General features: G+C 66.7%; 17 protein-coding genes and 1 pseudogene. 4 read left to right on the plus strand and 14 right to left on the minus strand.

What is annotated here, in order from left to right; translation table 11 throughout:
- Position 1: 1 nt before the first annotated feature.
- The 6 genes from P5704_011735 to P5704_011760 form a co-directional block, all read right to left on the minus strand.
- Positions 2-676: a DUF1028 domain-containing protein gene (locus P5704_011735; GenBank protein ID WOF81090.1), complete on the minus strand. Its 675-nt coding sequence runs from the start codon at positions 674-676 to the stop codon at positions 2-4.
- Between the two features lie 67 nt (positions 677-743).
- On the minus strand, positions 744-1082 hold the full coding sequence (locus P5704_011740) for a cytochrome c (protein ID WOF81091.1): 339 nt from the start codon (positions 1080-1082) through the stop codon (positions 744-746).
- Positions 1083-1135: 53 nt separating this feature from the next.
- Positions 1136-2404 carry a PQQ-dependent sugar dehydrogenase gene (locus P5704_011745; GenBank protein ID WOF81092.1) on the minus strand — a complete coding sequence of 423 codons (1269 nt, stop codon included), beginning with the start codon at positions 2402-2404 and terminating at the stop codon, positions 1136-1138.
- Positions 2405-2555: 151 nt separating this feature from the next.
- On the minus strand, positions 2556-3014 hold the full coding sequence (locus P5704_011750; GenBank protein ID WOF81093.1) for a DUF1456 family protein: 459 nt from the start codon (positions 3012-3014) through the stop codon (positions 2556-2558).
- A 63-nt stretch (positions 3015-3077) separates the two neighbouring features.
- Positions 3078-4466: a sigma-54 dependent transcriptional regulator gene (locus P5704_011755; protein WOF81094.1), complete on the minus strand. Its 1389-nt coding sequence runs from the start codon at positions 4464-4466 to the stop codon at positions 3078-3080.
- A complete protein-coding gene (locus P5704_011760; GenBank protein ID WOF81095.1) occupies positions 4459-5940 on the minus strand; it encodes an ATP-binding protein in 1482 nt (493 codons plus the stop codon). The genes P5704_011755 and P5704_011760 overlap by 8 nt, the downstream gene beginning before the upstream one ends.
- Positions 5941-6089: 149 nt before the next feature.
- Here P5704_011760 and P5704_011765 point away from each other — a divergent pair, with 149 nt between their 5' ends.
- The gene (locus P5704_011765; GenBank protein WOF81096.1) at positions 6090-6482 is read left to right on the plus strand and encodes a DUF4168 domain-containing protein; all 393 of its coding nucleotides are present in this window, start codon (positions 6090-6092) and stop codon (positions 6480-6482) included.
- Between the two features lie 280 nt (positions 6483-6762).
- On the opposite strand, the gene P5704_011770 is transcribed toward P5704_011765, so the two are convergent.
- A complete protein-coding gene (locus tag P5704_011770; GenBank protein WOF81097.1) occupies positions 6763-7659 on the minus strand; it encodes an alpha/beta hydrolase in 897 nt (298 codons plus the stop codon).
- Between the two features lie 366 nt (positions 7660-8025).
- Between P5704_011770 and P5704_011775 the strand changes: the two genes are divergently transcribed.
- The 3 genes from P5704_011775 to P5704_011785 all read left to right on the plus strand — a co-directional run bounded on the left by P5704_011775 (position 8026) and on the right by P5704_011785 (position 9743).
- On the plus strand, positions 8026-8157 hold the full coding sequence (locus P5704_011775; protein WOF81098.1) for a hypothetical protein: 132 nt from the start codon (positions 8026-8028) through the stop codon (positions 8155-8157).
- Positions 8158-8390: 233 nt separating this feature from the next.
- On the plus strand, positions 8391-8963 hold the full coding sequence (locus P5704_011780) for an antibiotic biosynthesis monooxygenase (GenBank protein ID WOF81099.1): 573 nt from the start codon (positions 8391-8393) through the stop codon (positions 8961-8963).
- A gap of 72 nt (positions 8964-9035) precedes the next feature.
- Positions 9036-9743, plus strand: a complete 708-nt coding sequence (locus P5704_011785; protein ID WOF81100.1) for an NADPH-dependent F420 reductase — start codon at positions 9036-9038, stop codon at positions 9741-9743.
- Between the two features lie 415 nt (positions 9744-10158).
- Here the strand turns inward: P5704_011785 and P5704_011790 are convergent, their stop codons facing one another.
- The 7 genes and pseudogenes from P5704_011790 to P5704_011820 form a co-directional block, all read right to left on the minus strand.
- Positions 10159-11550, minus strand: coding sequence for an amidohydrolase family protein (locus P5704_011790; protein ID WOF81101.1), 1392 nt, complete (start codon positions 11548-11550; stop codon positions 10159-10161).
- A 69-nt stretch (positions 11551-11619) separates the two neighbouring features.
- Complete coding sequence (locus P5704_011795) at positions 11620-12972, minus strand: amino acid permease (protein ID WOF81102.1); 1353 nt, start codon at positions 12970-12972, stop codon at positions 11620-11622.
- 1 nt (position 12973) lies between these two features.
- Positions 12974-13756: a 50S ribosomal protein L11 methyltransferase gene (locus P5704_011800; protein WOF81103.1), complete on the minus strand. Its 783-nt coding sequence runs from the start codon at positions 13754-13756 to the stop codon at positions 12974-12976.
- 431 nt (positions 13757-14187) lie between these two features.
- Positions 14188-14503 (minus strand): annotated as a pseudogene (locus tag P5704_011805) (ShlB/FhaC/HecB family hemolysin secretion/activation protein).
- Positions 14504-14512: 9 nt separating this feature from the next.
- Positions 14513-15244 carry a transporter substrate-binding domain-containing protein gene (locus tag P5704_011810; GenBank protein WOF81104.1) on the minus strand — a complete coding sequence of 244 codons (732 nt, stop codon included), beginning with the start codon at positions 15242-15244 and terminating at the stop codon, positions 14513-14515.
- A gap of 15 nt (positions 15245-15259) precedes the next feature.
- Complete coding sequence (locus P5704_011815; protein WOF81105.1) at positions 15260-16600, minus strand: diguanylate cyclase; 1341 nt, start codon at positions 16598-16600, stop codon at positions 15260-15262.
- Entirely contained in the window at positions 16597-17361 is a 765-nt protein-coding gene (locus tag P5704_011820; protein ID WOF81106.1) for a transporter substrate-binding domain-containing protein, read from the minus strand. The genes P5704_011815 and P5704_011820 overlap by 4 nt, the downstream gene beginning before the upstream one ends.
- Between the last annotated feature and the right edge of the window lie 158 nt (positions 17362-17519).

Genomic DNA, 17519 nt, shown 5'->3' on the forward strand with positions numbered 1-17519 from the left:
ACTAGATGGCGTCTTCCTCGGCCGCGCCGGCGGGATTGGCGCGCGTCGACATGGCGAGGATCTCCGGCACCACGTCGCGCGCGAACACATCGTGCAGTCGGCGCAGCTCGGCGAACGGGTCTGGATGATGGTCGACGCGGATATCCCAGAGCGGGTATTCCTCGTTATCGACCACATACACCGTTGCCGATGATTCGCCATGGCGATCGCCACCCTGGGCGTCGCCGGCAGCGATCGCCGCCATCAAACGCTCCACCAGTGGCTGATGCGCGCTGCGTTCATAGGCTTCGCAGGCCGCCTCCAGCACCTCGCGGCCCTTGAGCCGGTTGCCCTGCACGCAGAACTGTTCGCCGGCGATCGAGCCAGCCCAGGGCAGGCATTTCTCCCCGGTCCAGCAGGCCGTGCGGCCGTTGCCGTCGATCACCGCGCACTGGCGCTGGCTCATGCAGGGATCGGTGCGCCGCAACCGCTCCAGCACCTCGGCCGCCGGGCTGAACTGGCGCAGGAAACGCAGGCCGTCGATACCGAGGTACGGATTGATCTGCGCCTGGGTCGCCACCGCCCCGACATGAGCCGCCGCGTGGGTCAGCAACTTGCCCACGGCGGGCATCGCCGTGGCCGCGGCCACGCCGAACTGACCGGTGCGCGGGCAGCGGGCGATGATGGAAAAGGTCATGGACGTGCTCTCTGGATTCGTCAGGGCTTAGGCCTGAGCGAAGCGGCAAACGTTCAGAGCGAGCGGCTCACTCAGGCAATTCGACACTGACCTTGATCGCCGAATACCAGGCCGTGACCGCGGCGATATCCTCGTCGCTCAGCCCGGAGGCGATGACGCTCATCTGCGGATGCTTGCGTTCACCGGAGCGGAAGGCCTGCAGCTGGCGCGCCAGGTACAGCTCGCCATTGCCGGCCAGGTTCGGCGCATCGGCGACCTTGGCGATGCCGTCGATGCCGTGGCACGCCGCACACATCTTCGCCTTGGCCTTGGCAGCGGCCAGATCGGCCGCCAGTACCGGAACACAGGCGCTGCCTAGCAGCAGTGCCAGCGCCAGGGACAGCCGCCGGCTGAAATCCATCGACATACAGGGATCCTCGAATGGCGCCGGCCGCCTGAACGGCAGGCCGGCGCAGCGGCTCACTTGCCCTGGTAGGAGATGCGGTAGATGGCCCCGGCGGTGTCGTCGCTGACCAGCAGCGAACCGTCCTTGAGCTGCGCGACATCGACGATGCGGCCGTAGTACTCACCGGTTTCCTCGTCCAGCCAGCCTTCGGCGAAGGGCACCGTCTCGCCGGACGGCCCGCTGCCATCGGCGTCGAACGGCGTGAACATCACCCGCGCGCCAGCCGGCACGGTGCGGTTCCAGCTGCCGCGCTGGGCACTGAACAGCCCGCCGCGGTACTGCTCGGGAAACTGCTTGCCGGTATAGAACGTCAGGCCCATGTCGGCGGCGTGAGCGATGGTCTCCACCACCGGCGCGGTCAGCCCCTCCGGCGGGGTCTCGTCAGCATATTCGTTGGTGCGCACCTGGCCGCCACCATACCAAGGCATGCCGAACTTCATTCCGGCCTTGGGCGCATGGTTGATCTCGCCCGGCGGCGTGTCGTCGCCCATGCCATCGACCTGGTTGTCGGTGAACCACAGCTCCTTCGTCGTCGGGTGATAGGTGATGCCCACCGAGTTGCGCACACCGGTGGCGTAGACCTCGCGCTTGCTGCCGTCGCGCTCCATGCGCAGGATGCCGCCAATGCCGTGCTTGGCGTACAGGTCGAGCTTGTCCTTGGGCGGCACGTTGTGCGGCTGACCGAGGGAGATGGTGAGCTTGTTGTCCGGGCTGATGGCACAGACCCGCGCGCCGTGGTTGTAGCTCTCCTCGTCCTTGGGGATCAGCTCGCCGGTCGGCACCACGATGTCCGCCGCCACGTCCGGTCCCTCGTAGAAGAATTCGGCTGCCGGGAACACCAGCACGCGGTTGTGCTCGGCGACGAAGAGAAAGCCGTCCGGGCTGAAGCAGGGGCCGGGCTGGGTGAAGGAAATCGCCGGAGCGAAGCGTTTCACTTCATCGGCGGTGCGGTTCTTGGTGCGGTCGGTGACCGCCCACAGATCGGTCTTGCGGGTGCCGACGAAGACCACCCCGCTGGACGGCCCGACCGCCATGTGGCGGGCGTCCGGAACGATGGCGTAGAGATCGATGCGAAAACCTTCCGGCAGCTTGATGCGCTTGAGGTTGTCGCGGATGGCATCAGCAGTGGGTCCATCCTGGGGGATGGTCTTCATCTCCAGCGACTGGCCGGTGGTCTTCATCGAGCGCATGCGCTCCAGTGCTTCGTCACTGGTCGGCGCCGCAATCGCAGCGGCGCAGCTCATCGCGAGCAGGGCGCTCAGGGTCACGCAGGGAATCTTCATGGCACGCACCTCGGGGCACCGCCACGTGGGCGGTCATCTTGTTGTTATGGCGTTCCCGGCGACGAGCTGCGCACCGGGCATGCGGCTAGCTGCCTGCTTCAGCGTAGCGGCCGTTTGGCCATTTACCACTTGCGGTGTCGTGCGGTGTGGCTCAGCCCTGGCGCAGCGATAGCCCCTTGAGGAAATTGCGCAGCAGCTGATCGCCGCAGGCGCGGTAGTTGCTGTGGCCGGGCTTGCGGAACAGCGCGCCGAGTTCGGATTTCGACAGCTGCAGGTCGGCGGCCTGCAGGATCGCCTGCAGGTCTTCGTCGCGCAGCTCGAAAGCCACCCGCAGTTTCTTCAGGATCTGGTTGTTGTTGACCGGCAGTTCCAGCGGCGGCGCCGGGCGGCTCTCGTCCTTGCCGCGCTTGAAGTAGATCAAGCCGTCGAGAAAACGCGCCATCGCCTCGTCCGGGCATTCCTGATAGGCGGCCTCGTCCTCGCGGCTGAGCCAGGCGCGAACCCCAGCCTCGTCCACCGTACAGCCACCCAGGGCGGCGATTTCGGCCATCTGTGCATCACTGGCCTTGAGGGTGTAGCGCAGGCTGCGCAGGACGTCGTTGTTGAGCATGGTCGCTCCTCACTGGAAAAAGGCCGGCAGTGTGCGCTTTCAGGCGCCCTGCGGCGAGCCCGATCAACCGTCTTCGCGCTCGCCTAGGCGTCGGTACAGCGTGCGCCGGCCGATGCCGAGCAGCGCTGCGGCGCGGCGCTTGTTACCGTCCACCAGCTTCAACACGTGTTCGATATAGCGCAGTTCCAGCTCTTCCAGTGTCGGCAAAAGTGGACCGTCGCTGAGCTGGGCGAGCAGCTCGGCACCGGCACTGCGCGCCTTGTCATCACGATAGTCGGCGATGCGGCTGGGCAGGTGCTCCAGCTCGATGCTGCGCCCGTGGCAGAAGGTCACCGCGCGCTCGATGGCGTTCTGCAATTCGCGCACGTTGCCGGGGAACGGATAGCGCCGCAGTTGCGCCAGTGCCGCCGGCGCGATGCCGCGCACCGGCCGCCCGCTGCGCGCGGCGAAGTGGGCGACGAAGCCGGCGGCCAGCAGTTCAAGATCCTCTTCGCGATCACGCAGCGGGGGCACCTGCAGGATGAAGGTTTCCAGGCGGAAGAACAGGTCCTCGCGGAACGCCTCGCGCCCGGCCTCGGTTTCCAGCGGGCGGTTGCTGGCGGCGATGATGCGCACGTCCACGCTCAGCTCGCGCTCGGCACCCACCGGGCGGATCGTGCCTTCCTGCAGCACGCGCAGGAGCTTGGCCTGCAGCGGCAGTGGCATCTCGCCGATCTCGTCGAGGAACAGCGTGCCGCCGTCGGCCTGCTGGAACAGCCCCTTGTGCGCGCGGTTGGCGCCGGTGAAGGCACCGGCGACATGGCCGAAGAATTCGCTTTCCAGCAATTCGGCCGGCAACCCGGCGCAGTTGATCGCGAGGAACGGCCCCTTGGCACGCTCGCTTTGTGCATGCACGGCGCGGGCGACCAGTTCCTTGCCGGTGCCGCTCTCGCCGATCACCAGCACCGGCCCTTCGGCGCGGGCGAGCTGACGGATCTGGTCGAACAAGCCACGCATCACCCGACTGCGGCCGAGCATGCCGTGGAAGCGATCATCGCTGAGCAACTGCTGGAAGCGCCGCACCTCGTCGCGCAGGCGGCGCGTCTCCAGCGCGCGGGCCACCGCCAGGGCGAAGTGTTCGAGGTCCAACGGCTTGGTGAGAAACTCGTCGGCGCCCTCCTTGAGCGCCGCCACCGCCTGCTGGATGCTGCCGAACGCGGTGATCACCAGAAACGCCGGCGCTGCCTGCATCGTCTTGACCCGCCGCAACAGCGCCATGCCATCGGCACCGGGCAGGCGCAGATCGCTGACCACCAGCGCCGGCTCCCAGCTTTCCAGCGAGCCGACCGCCTCCTCCGCGCTGGCCAGCGCACGCACCTGCAGGCCACGATCTTCCAGTTCCTCGACCAGCAACTGGCGCAGGCTGTCGTCGTCCTCGACCAGCAGGACCCGCTCCTGCGTCACTTCAGTCATGCTCGACCTCCTCCTCGATCAATGGCAATGCGATACGGAAGGCCGCGCCCGACAGGCTGCCGTCGACCAGTTCGATGCGCCCGCCGCACTCGCTGACCACGCCATGGGCCACCGCCAGCCCCAGCCCACTGCCCTCGCCCACCGGCTTGGTGGTGAAGAACGGCTCGAACAGCGAGGCGCGGTTCGACTCGGCAATGCCGGGGCCGTCGTCCTCGACCTGCAACATCAGCTCGGCGCCAGCGCGCCACCAGCACAGCCGCACCAGCCCGCCCGGGCTGGCCTGGGCGGCATTGCGCAGCAGATTGGTCAGCGCCTGCTCGAAACGCGGCGGATCGACCCGGCAGTACAGCGTTTGCGCCGGTGCCTGCAGCTCCAGCCGCACCTGCAGCGCGGCCAGCTCATCGGCCACCGCCGCGGCTGCCGAATGCGCCAGCACCTCGGCGGGCACCTTGCGCAGCGGCGAGCCGGCGGCGCGGCCGAAATCCAGCAGCTGGCGGACGATGGCGCTGAGCCGCGCCACCTGCTGGCGAATCTGCAACAGCGCACGGCGATGGGTTTCGCCCAGTTCGTCGTCGCGCAACACGCGCTGCGCCTTGCCGTCGATCACGCTCAGCGGGCTGCCCAGCTCATGCGCGACACCGGCCGCCAGCCGCCCCACCGCCGCCAGTTGCTGGCTCTGGCGCAGGCGCGCCTGCAACTGCTCCTCGCGGTCCTGCTGCTCGGCAACCTGGCGCTCGGCGGCAGCGATGCTGTCGAGCATCTGATTCAAGGCAGCGGACAGCACGACGATCTCCTGCGGCCCGCTGCGCGGTGCACGATGCTCGCGCTCGCCGGCCGCGACACGCGTCATGCTGCGCGCCAGCTGCTGCAGATGCTTACCCACCGCGGAGCGATGGCCGAGCAGGATCACCACCAGCGCCACGCCGGCAAGCAAGCCGCCCAGGCCCGCAGCGATCAGGCGCAGGCGGCGGATGTCCTGCTCGAAATCGCCCCAGCGTCGCGTCACCTGCAGCAGGCCATTGATCTGCCCGCCACTTTCTTCCAGCGGAACGAAGTAGGAATAAACCGGGCGGCCATTGATGCGCTGATAGGTACCGGTCAGCTCGCCACCGGCGGTGAGCTGCTGGATCGCCGACTCGTCCTGATCCGGCTCCACCGCACCGGCATAGGCGGCGAGCTTGCCGTCGCGATCGTAAACGTAGGCGCCGTACACGCGACCGACGCCGAGCACCGATTCCAGCACCTGCTGCAGGGTGCGCTCATGGTTCTTTTCCAGGCTGGCGCTGAGCGGCAGCCGCACCGCCCGCGCCACCAGCTCCACCTCGGCCTGCAGGCGCCGCTCGCTGCTGCGCTCGACCGTCCAGAGCACCACCGAACTGAAGCCGAACATGATTACCATGAGCGGCACGACGACCTTGAGCAAAAGCGCGCCACGCAGGCTCGCTGGGCGCTGCCAGATTGATACATGTGTCATACCGGCACACTACAGGAGGCCATCGGCTGCGGCCAGCGCGCTCCGATGAAACGGGCAATTGCTTATCCATCAAGGGGTTACGCTCAACCTGAGCACCTGGCACGGCGGCTGCAGTGTCGAGAACGTCTTTAACCGAAGCAGGAATGAACATGACCCAGCACAACGCTCGTCTCGCCTTCGCCGGAATCTTCTCGTTGTTCCTCGGCCTGGCCGCCCCCCTTGCATCGGCGCAATCAGCCAATCCGGCCCCCACCGCCCAGCCGGCGGCCGGCGCACAGGCGCAGCAGTTCGGCGAGGAAAAACTGGAAAGCTTCGCCGAGTCGCTCGGCGAAATCATGGAGATCCGCGAGGAGTTCACCGGCAAGCTGCAGCAGACCGAAGACGCCGACAAGGCCCGCGATCTTCAGCAGCAAGCCAACGAGAAGATGCTCGGCGTGATCGAGGAAAACGACATCAGCATCGACGAGTACAACGCCATCAACCAAGCCGTGCAGACCGACCCGGAGCTGCGCAACCGTGTGATCGCGATGATGCAGCAGTGATTGCACCACCGACGCCGCGCGGCGCTGCCTGAAGCTCCTTGCGCAGGTGGCAAGAAGCCCCCGTCTGGCTGATGTCGGCGGGGCTTCTTGCGTTTGGATGCCAGAATTCTGAAAACGGCAGGATTCAACGGAGAGGCTGGCGAGCTGTGGGTGCCGGTCGGCCGTCCCGAGTTCGTATCCAGCGCCGCCCACCGCACTTAGACTTCTTCAACGAGCCTCGCGAGCAGGTTTTCCAAGCGTAAAGCCTGAGCGATCGCGCCCGCGGCCGAGGTCCACTGACTCAACGGTCGCAGCCAACGGACGCAAGGCGCGCGCGAAACTCGAAGTAGTGCTCGAGCACCCGCTCCGGCGCCTCGGCCTGCGGATAGTGACCGATGCCTTCCAGCAGCACGGTGTCGGGCGTCGGAATCAGCTCGCGGTAGCGCGCCACCATATGTGCCCCAGAGATCGGATCGGCAGCGCCGTCGATCACCCGCAACGGCACATTGCAGCGCTGCATGGCCGTCACCCAGCGCTCGCGTTGCCTGACCCGCTCGGGCATGTAGCGGATCAGCCGGTGCATCACCGCCGGGCCGTCGCTCTCGGCGATCAGCCGCCAGTAATCGTCCAGCTCGGCGTCGCTCGGCTGCGTCTGCGCAGCGAACACCCGGCCGAAGGTCGCCCCTAGCGAACGCCGCGAGAACAGCCTGCCCAACAGAAAGCCGAACGGGCCAAGCAACAATTTTTGCACCCGCACCGGATGATGGGTTTCCGGGAACAACCCACCATTGAGAAACACGCAGCTGGCCAGCGTGATGCGCCCTTCGCAGTGACGCGCCAACAGCTCCTGAGCGACGCTGTCGCCATAGTCATGGGCCAGCACATGGATCGCGCCGCCGCTACCCAGCTGCGCCAGCAGTGCCTGCTGCAGGTCGGCCTGCTCGATCAGGCTGTAAGCGTGTCCGCGCGGCTTGGCCGAATAGCCGAAGCCGAGCATGTCGCAGGCAATCAGCCGATAGCGCGCCGCCAGCGGCTGCCAGACCTTGTGCCAGTCCCAGCTGGCGGTGGGGAAACCATGGATCAGCAGCAGCGGCTCGCCTTCGCCGGCCGTCCAGTAGCGGATGCGCTTGCCGCCAAAATCGAACTCGCGAGCGCTGGCGCGCCAGGTATCCAGTGCTATGCCGTCGGTGCTACTCATTCGTTTTTCTTGTTTTTCATGGAGACGAAGCCAGTCTAGCGGGGTGGCGTGGCATGACGACTTGCCGCGCCGGCCAGCTTGGTGGCCCCGCGAGTCATCCGGGCGCAGCAAATCACTCCGGGGATGCCCAGTATCAACAGCGCTACCTTGCATCGCGAAACTCCATTTCATCAGCACAGCCCTTTTTCTCCTGGACGACATGGTGTAGGTCGTTCGGTAAAGCAAGACGGCCCATGCTGGGCATAGGGCGTTCTCCATCCGTGGAAAAGGCGGTGCGCACCATGTCTGCGCGCAGATCTTCCACGGGCTCAACGACCTCGGCTTCTCACTGGCGCCCAACGCGGTGACCTGCTGGTCGAAGAGGTCATGCAGGGCAAGGACTACAAGGACCTGCCGCAAACCCCGGAGAAGATCGACCAGGCCACCCGCACCCTGGCGCACAACAGCATCCACCTGGCGCGCCTGCTGAAGGAAACGCAGTACCTCGGCGAGGTCTGAAGCCGGCCGGCACGGACGAGACCCATCGCGGTGCGAAGCGCGCCACCATACGGGGCATTTTCTCGTATAGTGGCGCGCCCGCGCCGCCGACCTTACCCCGGAACGCCGCGCGGGACGGGGATCGGCACGAACAGGAACGATCCTCGCATGGCCTTCGTCGCAGGCCACCACCCTGGCGCTGCGTACCGCCGAACACCCTATCCGGGTCGCCGGCCTGATGCTGGAGATACACGATGTCTACCGCCCCCGTCACCCTGATGGTGGCCCGCCGCGTGCGCGACGGCCGCTACCATGACTTCCTCGCCTGGCTGCACGAAGGCGAACAACTGGCCGCCGACTTTCCCGGCTATCTCGGTTCCGGCGTGCTCGCCCCACCGCCGGGCGACGATGAATACCAGATGGTCTTCCGCTTCGTCGACGAAGCGACCCTCGACGCCTGGGAGCATTCGGCCTCGCGCCGCTCCTGGCTGCAACGCGGCGGCGAACTCTTCGTCCAGCCCCATGAGCACCGCGCCCGCGGCATCGACGCCTGGTTCGGCAATGGCGACCGCCTGCCGCCGCGCTGGAAGCAGAGTGTGGCGATCTGGCTGGCGTTCTTTCCCGTCTCGCTGCTGTTCCACGCGCTGTTCGGCGGTGCCCTGAGCGAGTTGCCCCTGATGCTGCGCATTCTGCTCAGCACTCTGGCGCTGACCCCATTGATGACCTACCTGTTCATCCCGCTGTCGACCCGCCTGCTGGCACCCTGGCTGCACCGGCCGCCCCGTGCGCGCTGGCGGCGCGGCGTCGCTCCGGCCGCGAGCCGCTGAGCCATTCAGCAAAGGGCACGACGCAGCGGAGGCGCCTATGCTTCCCGGTGCCATCGACCGGAGGATGCCCCGATGAAAGCCCGCCACCGCCTCACCGCCTGCCTGCTGGGCCTGACTTTGGCGCTGAACGCCGCATGGTGCGCGGCGCAGGAGCAGCCACTGCGCATCGGCATCATCGGCACCGGCAATATCGGCAGCGCCCTGGCCCGGCTCTGGGTGAAGGCCGGGCATTCGGTGATGATCTCCTCGCGCCATCCCGATCGCCTGCAGCCCCTGGCCGACGAGCTGGGCGAACGCGCCCGCGCCGGCACGGTGCGCGAGGCGGCGGCGTTCGCCGAGGTGATCCTGCTGGCGGTGCCCTATGCCGCCACCCCACAGGTTGGCCGCGACCACGCCGCGGGGCTCGAAGGCAAGATCGTGCTGGATGCCGGCAACCCCATCCCCGCGCGCGACGGTCCCATGGCCGAGGAGGCACGGGAACTGGGCGTCGGACTGGCCTCGCAGCGCTTCCTGCCGGGCGCGCGGCTGGTTCGCGCGTTCAATGCCATCTCGGCCTACAACCTGCGCAGCCAGGCCCATCGCGACGGCGAGCGGCTGGCCATTCCCCTGGCCGGCGATGATGACGAGGCCCTGCATGTCGCTTCGCGACTGGTCAGCGATGCCGGCTTCGATCCGGTGATCGTCGGCCCGTTGAGCAGCGCCAGGCGCTTCGACTACGACTCCGGACTCTCGGCGAGGATGCTGAGCGCCGCCGAGTTGCGCGAAGCGCTGGGGTTGTAGGACGCGCGATAGCGGAACTCCCGCCGCCGACGCTAGCCACACGCCTTGAAGGCCCGCGCCGACGGCGCGCGCCAGGAAAGGCAGTGAAAGGACATGAAGAGACGACGTCTGCTCAAGCTCGGCCTGCTGAATCTGCTGCTCGGCGAAGCCTGCAAGGCCTCGGCGGCCCCACAAAAGCAGGCGAGAGACATAGCGCAGCGGAGTAACAGCCGAAGGCTGGCCCGCAGGGTAAGCACAGCGAATCAAGCGGAGTTTACTGATGTACATGAGCATGACTCACTTCGTTCGCCCTTCGTGCCGCGCTAAAACGCGTTAGCCGCAAGCGGCTTGCCGAGCCTGTTTTTAACGCAGCAGGACCGACGCGCAGCAGATCGTGAACAGGTTCTGAGCGAAGCCTCGCCTTCCCGGACGGCGGTCAGGAGCCGTCCGGCACTGACGGCAGGCCGCCGGCGCGCTCGAGAATGGTTTCCAGTGAGCCGCGCACCTCGTCGAGCAGGCGCGGGACATCCAGGTCGAGCATGCGCCCGTCGCGTTTGCGGACGATGCCGTCGACGATCACCGTGTCGACGTTGGCCGGCGTAGCCGAATAGACCAGCAGCGCCGCGGGGTCGGTATCGCCGGGTCGAGCCAGGTTCAGCGCATCGAGATCAAGGAGGATGAGGTCGGCCCGCTTGCCCGGGGTGATAGAGCCGATCTCGTCCTGCAGCCCCAGGGAACGGGCGGCTTCCAGCGTCGCCAGCTCGAGGATGCGGCGCGGTTCGACCGCCGTTTCGGCGCGCCGTGCGCCGGACTCGTTCAGCGCCAGCAGGCGCATGTTGGCGAACAGGTCGGCGCTGCCGGCCAGGGCGGGCCCGTCGATGCCGAGGCCGATCAGCCCTGCCGCCGCGTAATCGCTCAGTTGCGTGAGGCCGTAGCCGACGCGCTGCTCGGTCACCGGCGTCAGCGACAGCGAGGCGCCCGCCCGGCGGAACACCGCGAGCTGCTCGGGCGTCGCGCCGGTGGCATGCACGATCTGCACATCAGGGCCCAGCAGGCCGCTTGCCGCCAGCGCCGCATTGTGCGCACCGCCGGAGTGCACCGACACCGGCAGCCCCAGCTGCCGCGCCACCTCGATCTCTCGGCGGCCGACCGCCAGGACCTTCGCATCCTTCCCGTCGCCGATGCCGCGCCAGCCCAGCCCCAGCGAAACCCGCCCCGCCGGCCAGTCGCGGGCGACCCGGGCCAGATGTTCCAGGTCGATCGTGCGGTCGGCGGGGAGGTCGTCATGGGCTCCATACAGCAGACGGGCGCGTATGCCGCTGTCGTGCAACGCCTGCCGCGATGCCTGCAGATATTCCGGGCCACGCAGGTTATGGAAGAACACGACACTGGTGGTCACACCCGCCGCCAGGCTTTCCAGCGCGCCAAAGGCAGTACCGATGCGGACATCCTCAGCCGTGTAGTGCCGCGCCAGATGCTTCTTCAGCAGGAAGTAGTCGGTCTGCGGCGTATTGCGGAACTGCCCGCGGGCCGCGCTCAGCCAGAGATGGGTATGGGTATCCACCAGTCCGGGGAGCAACAGCTTGCCGCGTCCGTCGATCCGCTGCGCCTCGGCGTCGGAGAGCTGCGCGCCGACTTCGACGATACGACCGTCGCGCAGCAGCACGTCCGCGCGCGGCAGGTCGCCCAGTTGCGGGTCTAGGCTGATCACCTGCGCACCTTCGATCAGCAGCGCGCGCGGTTGCGCCTGGAGCGGAGAAGAGCAGACGGCCGACACTGCCAACGACAGGACAGCAGCCACAAGGGATTGGCGGAATGAAAGGCTCATGGCGGGGTCGGCCTCCAGTTATTTGCGTTGTAGTCAAGCGAAGCCCGGCACGAAGACGCAGGACTCCATTCAGGCGCCTTCGCCGGCCGGCTCCGGCAGCGCGACCCGGCGTTGCAGCAGCAACAGCGGCAGGCCGGCCAGCAGTACCGCCACACCAAGCAGTGCGCCCTCGCCGGCGTAGCGCACGCTGGCCCAGCACAGGCCCAGGCAGACCAGCGCGAACAGCCAGGGCGTGAACGGATAACCGGGCGCACTGAACGGCCGCGCCCGCGGCGCACGACGGCGCAGACGCGGCAGGCTCAGGGCGATCAGCGCCATAAACAGCCAGAACACCGGCGCGGTGTAGGCGACCATGGTCTCGATGCCGTTGCCGACATACGCACCGAAGGCCACCAAGCCCAGGCTGATAGCCGCCTGCGCCAGCAACGCCCGACGCGGTGTGGCGCCGTGTTCGTTCCAGGCGCCCAATGCCGCCAGGCGCGGCACGTCGCGGCCGAGCGCGTAGTAAACGCGGGCGCCGGTGAGTACCGTGGCGTTGAGGGTGGACAACGCGGTCAGGCAGACCAGCAATGCCAACAGCGTCTCGCCCCGGGCACCGGCCACCAGCCCCATCAGATCGGCGCCGATCGCCGATGAGTCACGCACGCCCTGCAGGCCGAAGATGGTGAGGAAGGCCAGGTTGACCAGCAGATAGAGCCCGGTGACCAGCGCTGCACCGAGCAGCAACACACGGCTCATGTCGCGGCCCGGCCGACGCAACTCGCCGGACAGGTAGGCGGCCTCGTTCCAACCGCCATAGGTGAGCAGGACGAACACCATGCCCATGCCGAGCATGCCAGCCAGGCCGCCTTCGACAGGCGCCACGGCTCGCGTCGGCGCGCCATCGCCGGTGAGTGCCACAAACAGCCCCGCGCCACAAACACCAAGGATGGCCAGCAGCGTGAGCCCGGTGAACACTTGCTGCAGACGCCCCGATTCGCGAGTGCCCAGCACATTGAGGACGGTCAACGCCGCCACGACCGAAGCGGCGTGCCAGGCGGCGCCAGCCTCGCCCAGCGGCAGCAGGCGCTGGGCGTAGTCGCCGTAGATGAACGCCACCGCGGCGATGGAGCCGGTCTGGATCACCCCACAGCGGGCCCAGGCGAACAGCAGCGCCAGGCGCGGCCCCCAGGCGAGAGCCAGGTAATGGTATTCCCCACCGCGGTGCGGATAGGTCGCGCCCAGCTCGGCATAGCACAGCGCGCCGAGCAACATCAGCACACCACCGGCCAGCCACAGTCCCAGGTAGGCGAGGGCGCTGGGCGCGTGCTGCGCGACCAGCGGAGGAAAACCGAAGATGCCGACGCCGACGACCACGCCGACCAGCACCGCAACCCCGTCCGTGACGGAGAGGCCGCTACGCGAGCGGTGCGGAGCGCGCACCTCAGGACCGCTGAGCCGACCAGCGGCGCTGCGTGCCCTCGTTCGACAGGGGCTCGATCCGGTCACCATTGACCTTGCCGACGTATTCCCGGTCACCGAGGGAGAAGTGCAGTTCATCGCCTATCAGCCGCCCCTGGACAGGCTCCTCGCCGGCCGCGCTGCGAGCGCTGCCCTGCACTTCCTGAAACTGCTGCGTCAGGCTCAACGTCACTTGGCCCTGTTCGGTCTTCACCTGCCATTCGCCCTCCACCTTGGCCGGCACGATCCATAGATAGACGTAGCTGCCAGCCACGGTATCGGTCTGGTCGGGCTGCCAGTTATCCATGCTGAACGCGTGGGACACCACGCGGGTGCCCGGCTGCAGGGTTTCGAGAATGATGGGACGCAGGCGCAGGTTGACCCGTTGCAGCAGGTACATGGTCAGCACATCGGCTTCGGAAATGTCCTTTTCGAACAGGTCGCCCTGCTCGAACGCGACCCGGTCGGACACGCCCGCCTCCTGCGCATTGAGCTCAGCCTCGGCGACACGCTCGGGGTCGAGATCCACACCCAGGGCGGAATGCGCGCCGCGGTCGCGCACCGCGGCAATGGCGATGCGCCCATCGCCGGAGCCCAGATCGATGACCCGATCGCCCGGCCCGACTTCAGCCATTTCCAGCATGCGCGCCACCACGCTATCGGGCGTAGGTACGTAGGGAACGTCCAGCTGACGCGTCTGCGCCTGCACCATCATGACCGCGAATAGCGCCAAAGGCAGCAGGAAAAAACGAAGGGTATGAGTCATGGCAAGGAGCATCGTGATTCTCCCGGGAACGGGCGCATCGACCGTCGACACGCATCAGGAACGGATGACCCACCGGTCGCCGGATGGTTTCTGTAAGACCGAGCGGGTTGTGCAACTGGATGTGAATACGGTGTGCAGCAGGGCCCGTCCGCCGTAGTTCGAGGCCGAGGAAACCGTCCTGGTAGTTCTTTGCCTTAAGCAAGTCCCGGAGTCTCATCGTGAGAGTGCTCGTAAACGAGGTCTCGCGGGCGCTCACCACGCTGCCTCTCGCTCCGCGCTTACCCGGCTTATTCCAGCTGCAAAAAAGCAAAAGAATAAAAAGGAACAGATCTTTTCATTCAAAAAATAAATCCAGGTTCGGCCTGCACCATCGCATCGATGGTCTGGCTCACGGTCTGACGGCGAGCTGGAAGTGCGTGTTGTCGAGGGTCAGCCATGCCCTGCTGCGGCAGGTACGCACGCGAGGTGACGCGGTCACGGTCGATGTACGGCCTTGAGCAGCGCGTTGAGCTGGTTGGCGCCCTGCAACCGAATGGTCTGAATTTCGAAGCAGCGCTCGTCATCGGATGGCAGCACAGGCTGCGCCTACGTTTCGCGTCCCGGTAGCTGTTGCAGCTCCTCGAGGCGGCGGCGTTGCTCTTCGAGCAGACGTTCCTGGCGGTCACGGATCAGGTCACGGTCACCGGGCAGTGGCGTTCCGGACGGGGCACCTGCGCCGCAATCGAGTCGGCAAACAGGCCGCGCCATCAGGCCATATCAAGGCTGCCCCGCCATGATCCGCGCCACCTCGCCCTCCGCCTGCAGGTGCTCGAAGGCGGCCTGGGTGCGCTGTACGGTGTCATCGTCGGTCTGGCGGCTGTAGGCCATGTAGAGCTGCGTCGAGTTGTGCGGGCTGAAGACCTTCTCGACCGTGGCCGGGTCGACGCCGGTCTCGGCGCACAGGGCGAGCATGTCATGCTCGGGCATCGGCACCAGGTCGACCTGGCCGTTGATCAGACGCTTGAAGTTGTCGCTGTTGTGCGCGCTCACCACGATCTTGCTGAAGCCGTTGGCCTGCAGGTACTGATGCCGGACGTCCTCGCGCATGACGCCGATCCGGTAGACCTTGGCCGCCTCCAGGTCCGGCACCTGGATATCGTCCCGCTCGCTGAGTTTGTAGAAGTGGTAGTCGATGCGCATGATCTCGCCGACCCAGCGAAACAACGCCTCACGCTCGCTTGTACGTGCGATCAGGTAGATCAGCACGCCGGGCTCGCGCAGGGCCATGTCATATGCCCGCGCCCAGGGGTAGAGGCTGATCTGATAGTCGTTGAGCCCGGCGCGCTGCAGGGTGGCCTCCACGACCCGGCTGGCCGTGCCGGCCACCTTGCCGTTCTCCAGATAGCTGTAGGCGGTGTCCTCGGTCACCACGCGCAGCGGACCGGCGTCGGCCATAGGGGTGCCGAGCAACGCAAGGAAGAAAGCGGTCCAGGCAAACGGATGCATCATGCAGTCCTCATGCGATCAGGCGGAAATGCAGTTGCGACCGTGGGTCTTGGCCCGGTAGAGGGCCTCGTCCGCGCGGTGCAGCAGTTGGTCGAATTGGTCCATGGTGTCCGGCTCGAGCACGGCCAGGCCGATGCTGAAGGTCACGTAGGGTGAAACGGCGGAAGCTTCGTGGGGCAGCTCGCGCTCGGCCAGGCGTTGCTGCAGGCGTACTGCCGCCCGCCGCGCGGCCTCGGCATCGACGCCGGGCAGCAGCACGACGAACTCCTCGCCGCCGAGCCGCGCGACCACCTCGCCGGCGCGGGCAAACACGGACTGCAAGGTGTCGGCGACCATCCGCAGGCACTGGTCGCCCTGGGCGTGGCCGTAGTGGTCGTTGTAGCGCTTGAAGAAATCCACGTCGCACATCAGTACCGCCAGCGGCTGGTCCTGACGCAGGGCACGGCGGAATTCGATCTCCTTGATCTCGTCGAATTGGCGACGGTTGGCCAGCCCGGTAAGCGGATCGCTGCGCGACAGCTCTTCCAGTTGCACATTGGCCGCGCGCAGTTCGGCGGTGCGCTCTTCGACCAGCTCGGCAAGGCGGTCCCGGTGCGCCGCCAAGGCCAGCTCATCCTGGTGCTGGCGCTCGAGATAGGCCGAGAGTTTCGCCTGCAGGCTGTTGACCCCGCCTTCCAGCAGGCTCAGTTCGTCGTGCCGCTTCGGCGAACGATCGAGGCGCAGGCTGCGATCCAGATTGTCCGGCGTCAGCCGGGTCAGGTGACGGGCAATACGCCGCACGTGCAGGGTGACCGTGCGGTTGAACATCCACATGATCAGCCCGGCCAGCAACAGCGACTGAATGACCTGGGTGATGACGATGTCGTAGACCTCGGCGAGCATGCGCTCCCAGAGCAGTTCTTCGTTGCCCTCGAGCGCCAGTTCGCCCACCGTTTCACTGGCGCCGGCGTAAGGTTCGTAGCTCAGCTGATGCTGCAGGCGTGGCGCGCGGTGCTGGGCCGGCTGCTCACCCCGTTGCCGCTGAACCAGTTCCGGCTCGCGGCCGGCACGGATGATCCGCAGCTCGACGCGGCCGATGGGGGCGGCCTGCACCACGCTGTCGAGCTGCGAATGCAGGGAGTCACCGTCCATTTCCCAGATCGCCTTGGACAGGGTGCTGCGAAACACCTGATCGATCAGTGCCAACTCGGCGTTCATCTCCGCCAGGTTGTTCTGCCAGGCGGTCCAGGTCCGCAGCCCAACGGTGGCGAGGGTGAACAGCAGGCAGAAACCGAGGGTGGCCAACACCAGCCGGCGGCCGAGCGAACCCACCGGCCGCGGCACCGGCTCGCTGATCGTGGTGGTCGAGTCGTCGCTCATTTCAGCCATTTCGCGACAATCGCATCGTAGCGCCCATCGGCCCGCACGCGCGCCAGCGCCTGGCGAAAACGCTCGACGACCTCATCCGACGTATCGCGACTGAACGCCATGCACAGGCCATCCGCACCGCCAAGGTCGTCCAGGCTCAGCTGCGGCACCGCCACCTCGTTCGGATCACCACTGGCTTGACGCACCAGGTAATGGGCATTGAGCTCGTTGGATATCCACAGATCCACGCGTCCCGCCTTGAGTTTCTGGTAGTTGTGCTCGTACTTGTTGCTCGACTGCAGGTTGCGGCCGACGGCGAAGCCTTTGTCGATCAGGTACTGCTCGCCGACATCCGCCTTGACCGTGGCGATCTGGTACTGCCGGGCATCGTCCAGGGTTTTCAGGTTGAACTCGGTGCCGGGCAGCGAGAACAGGTACCAGCGGGTGGGCGCAATTACCCCGACCCACTTGAACAACGGCTCGCGCTGCGGCGTGCGGGCGACGGAATAGATCAGCACGTTCTCGTTGTTCAACGCGATGTCATAGGCACGGGCCCAAGGCATCGAACGGATGCGTACGTCTTCGCCGGCCTCCTCCAGTACCGCCTTCACCACCTCGGTGGCCATGCCGGTCAGCTCGCCGTCGACGGTCATGTTGTAGGGCGGCAGCTCTTCGGTGACCGCGGTTATGACGCGCCCCGCCATCGCCAGTGGCGCCCAGCACAGCACAAGGGCGAGCAGCAGCCTGCAAAGGCGAGCCAGCGACGTTTTCATGAGGCAGTCCCCCACGGCGCATGGCACCGGGCAACGAATCGAAGCGTGACGGCAAGGAACAGCAGTTGCCCGTCGAGCGATGCTTCTTTTTCGGCGCTCGGCCAGGAAACTTCAACCTCTGATCCGTGGCGACGGGCTAACGGCGCGGCAAACCGACG

The sequence above is a fragment of the Pseudomonas sp. FeN3W genome, assembly GCA_030263805.2.
Classification (GTDB): domain Bacteria; phylum Pseudomonadota; class Gammaproteobacteria; order Pseudomonadales; family Pseudomonadaceae; genus Stutzerimonas; species Stutzerimonas stutzeri_G.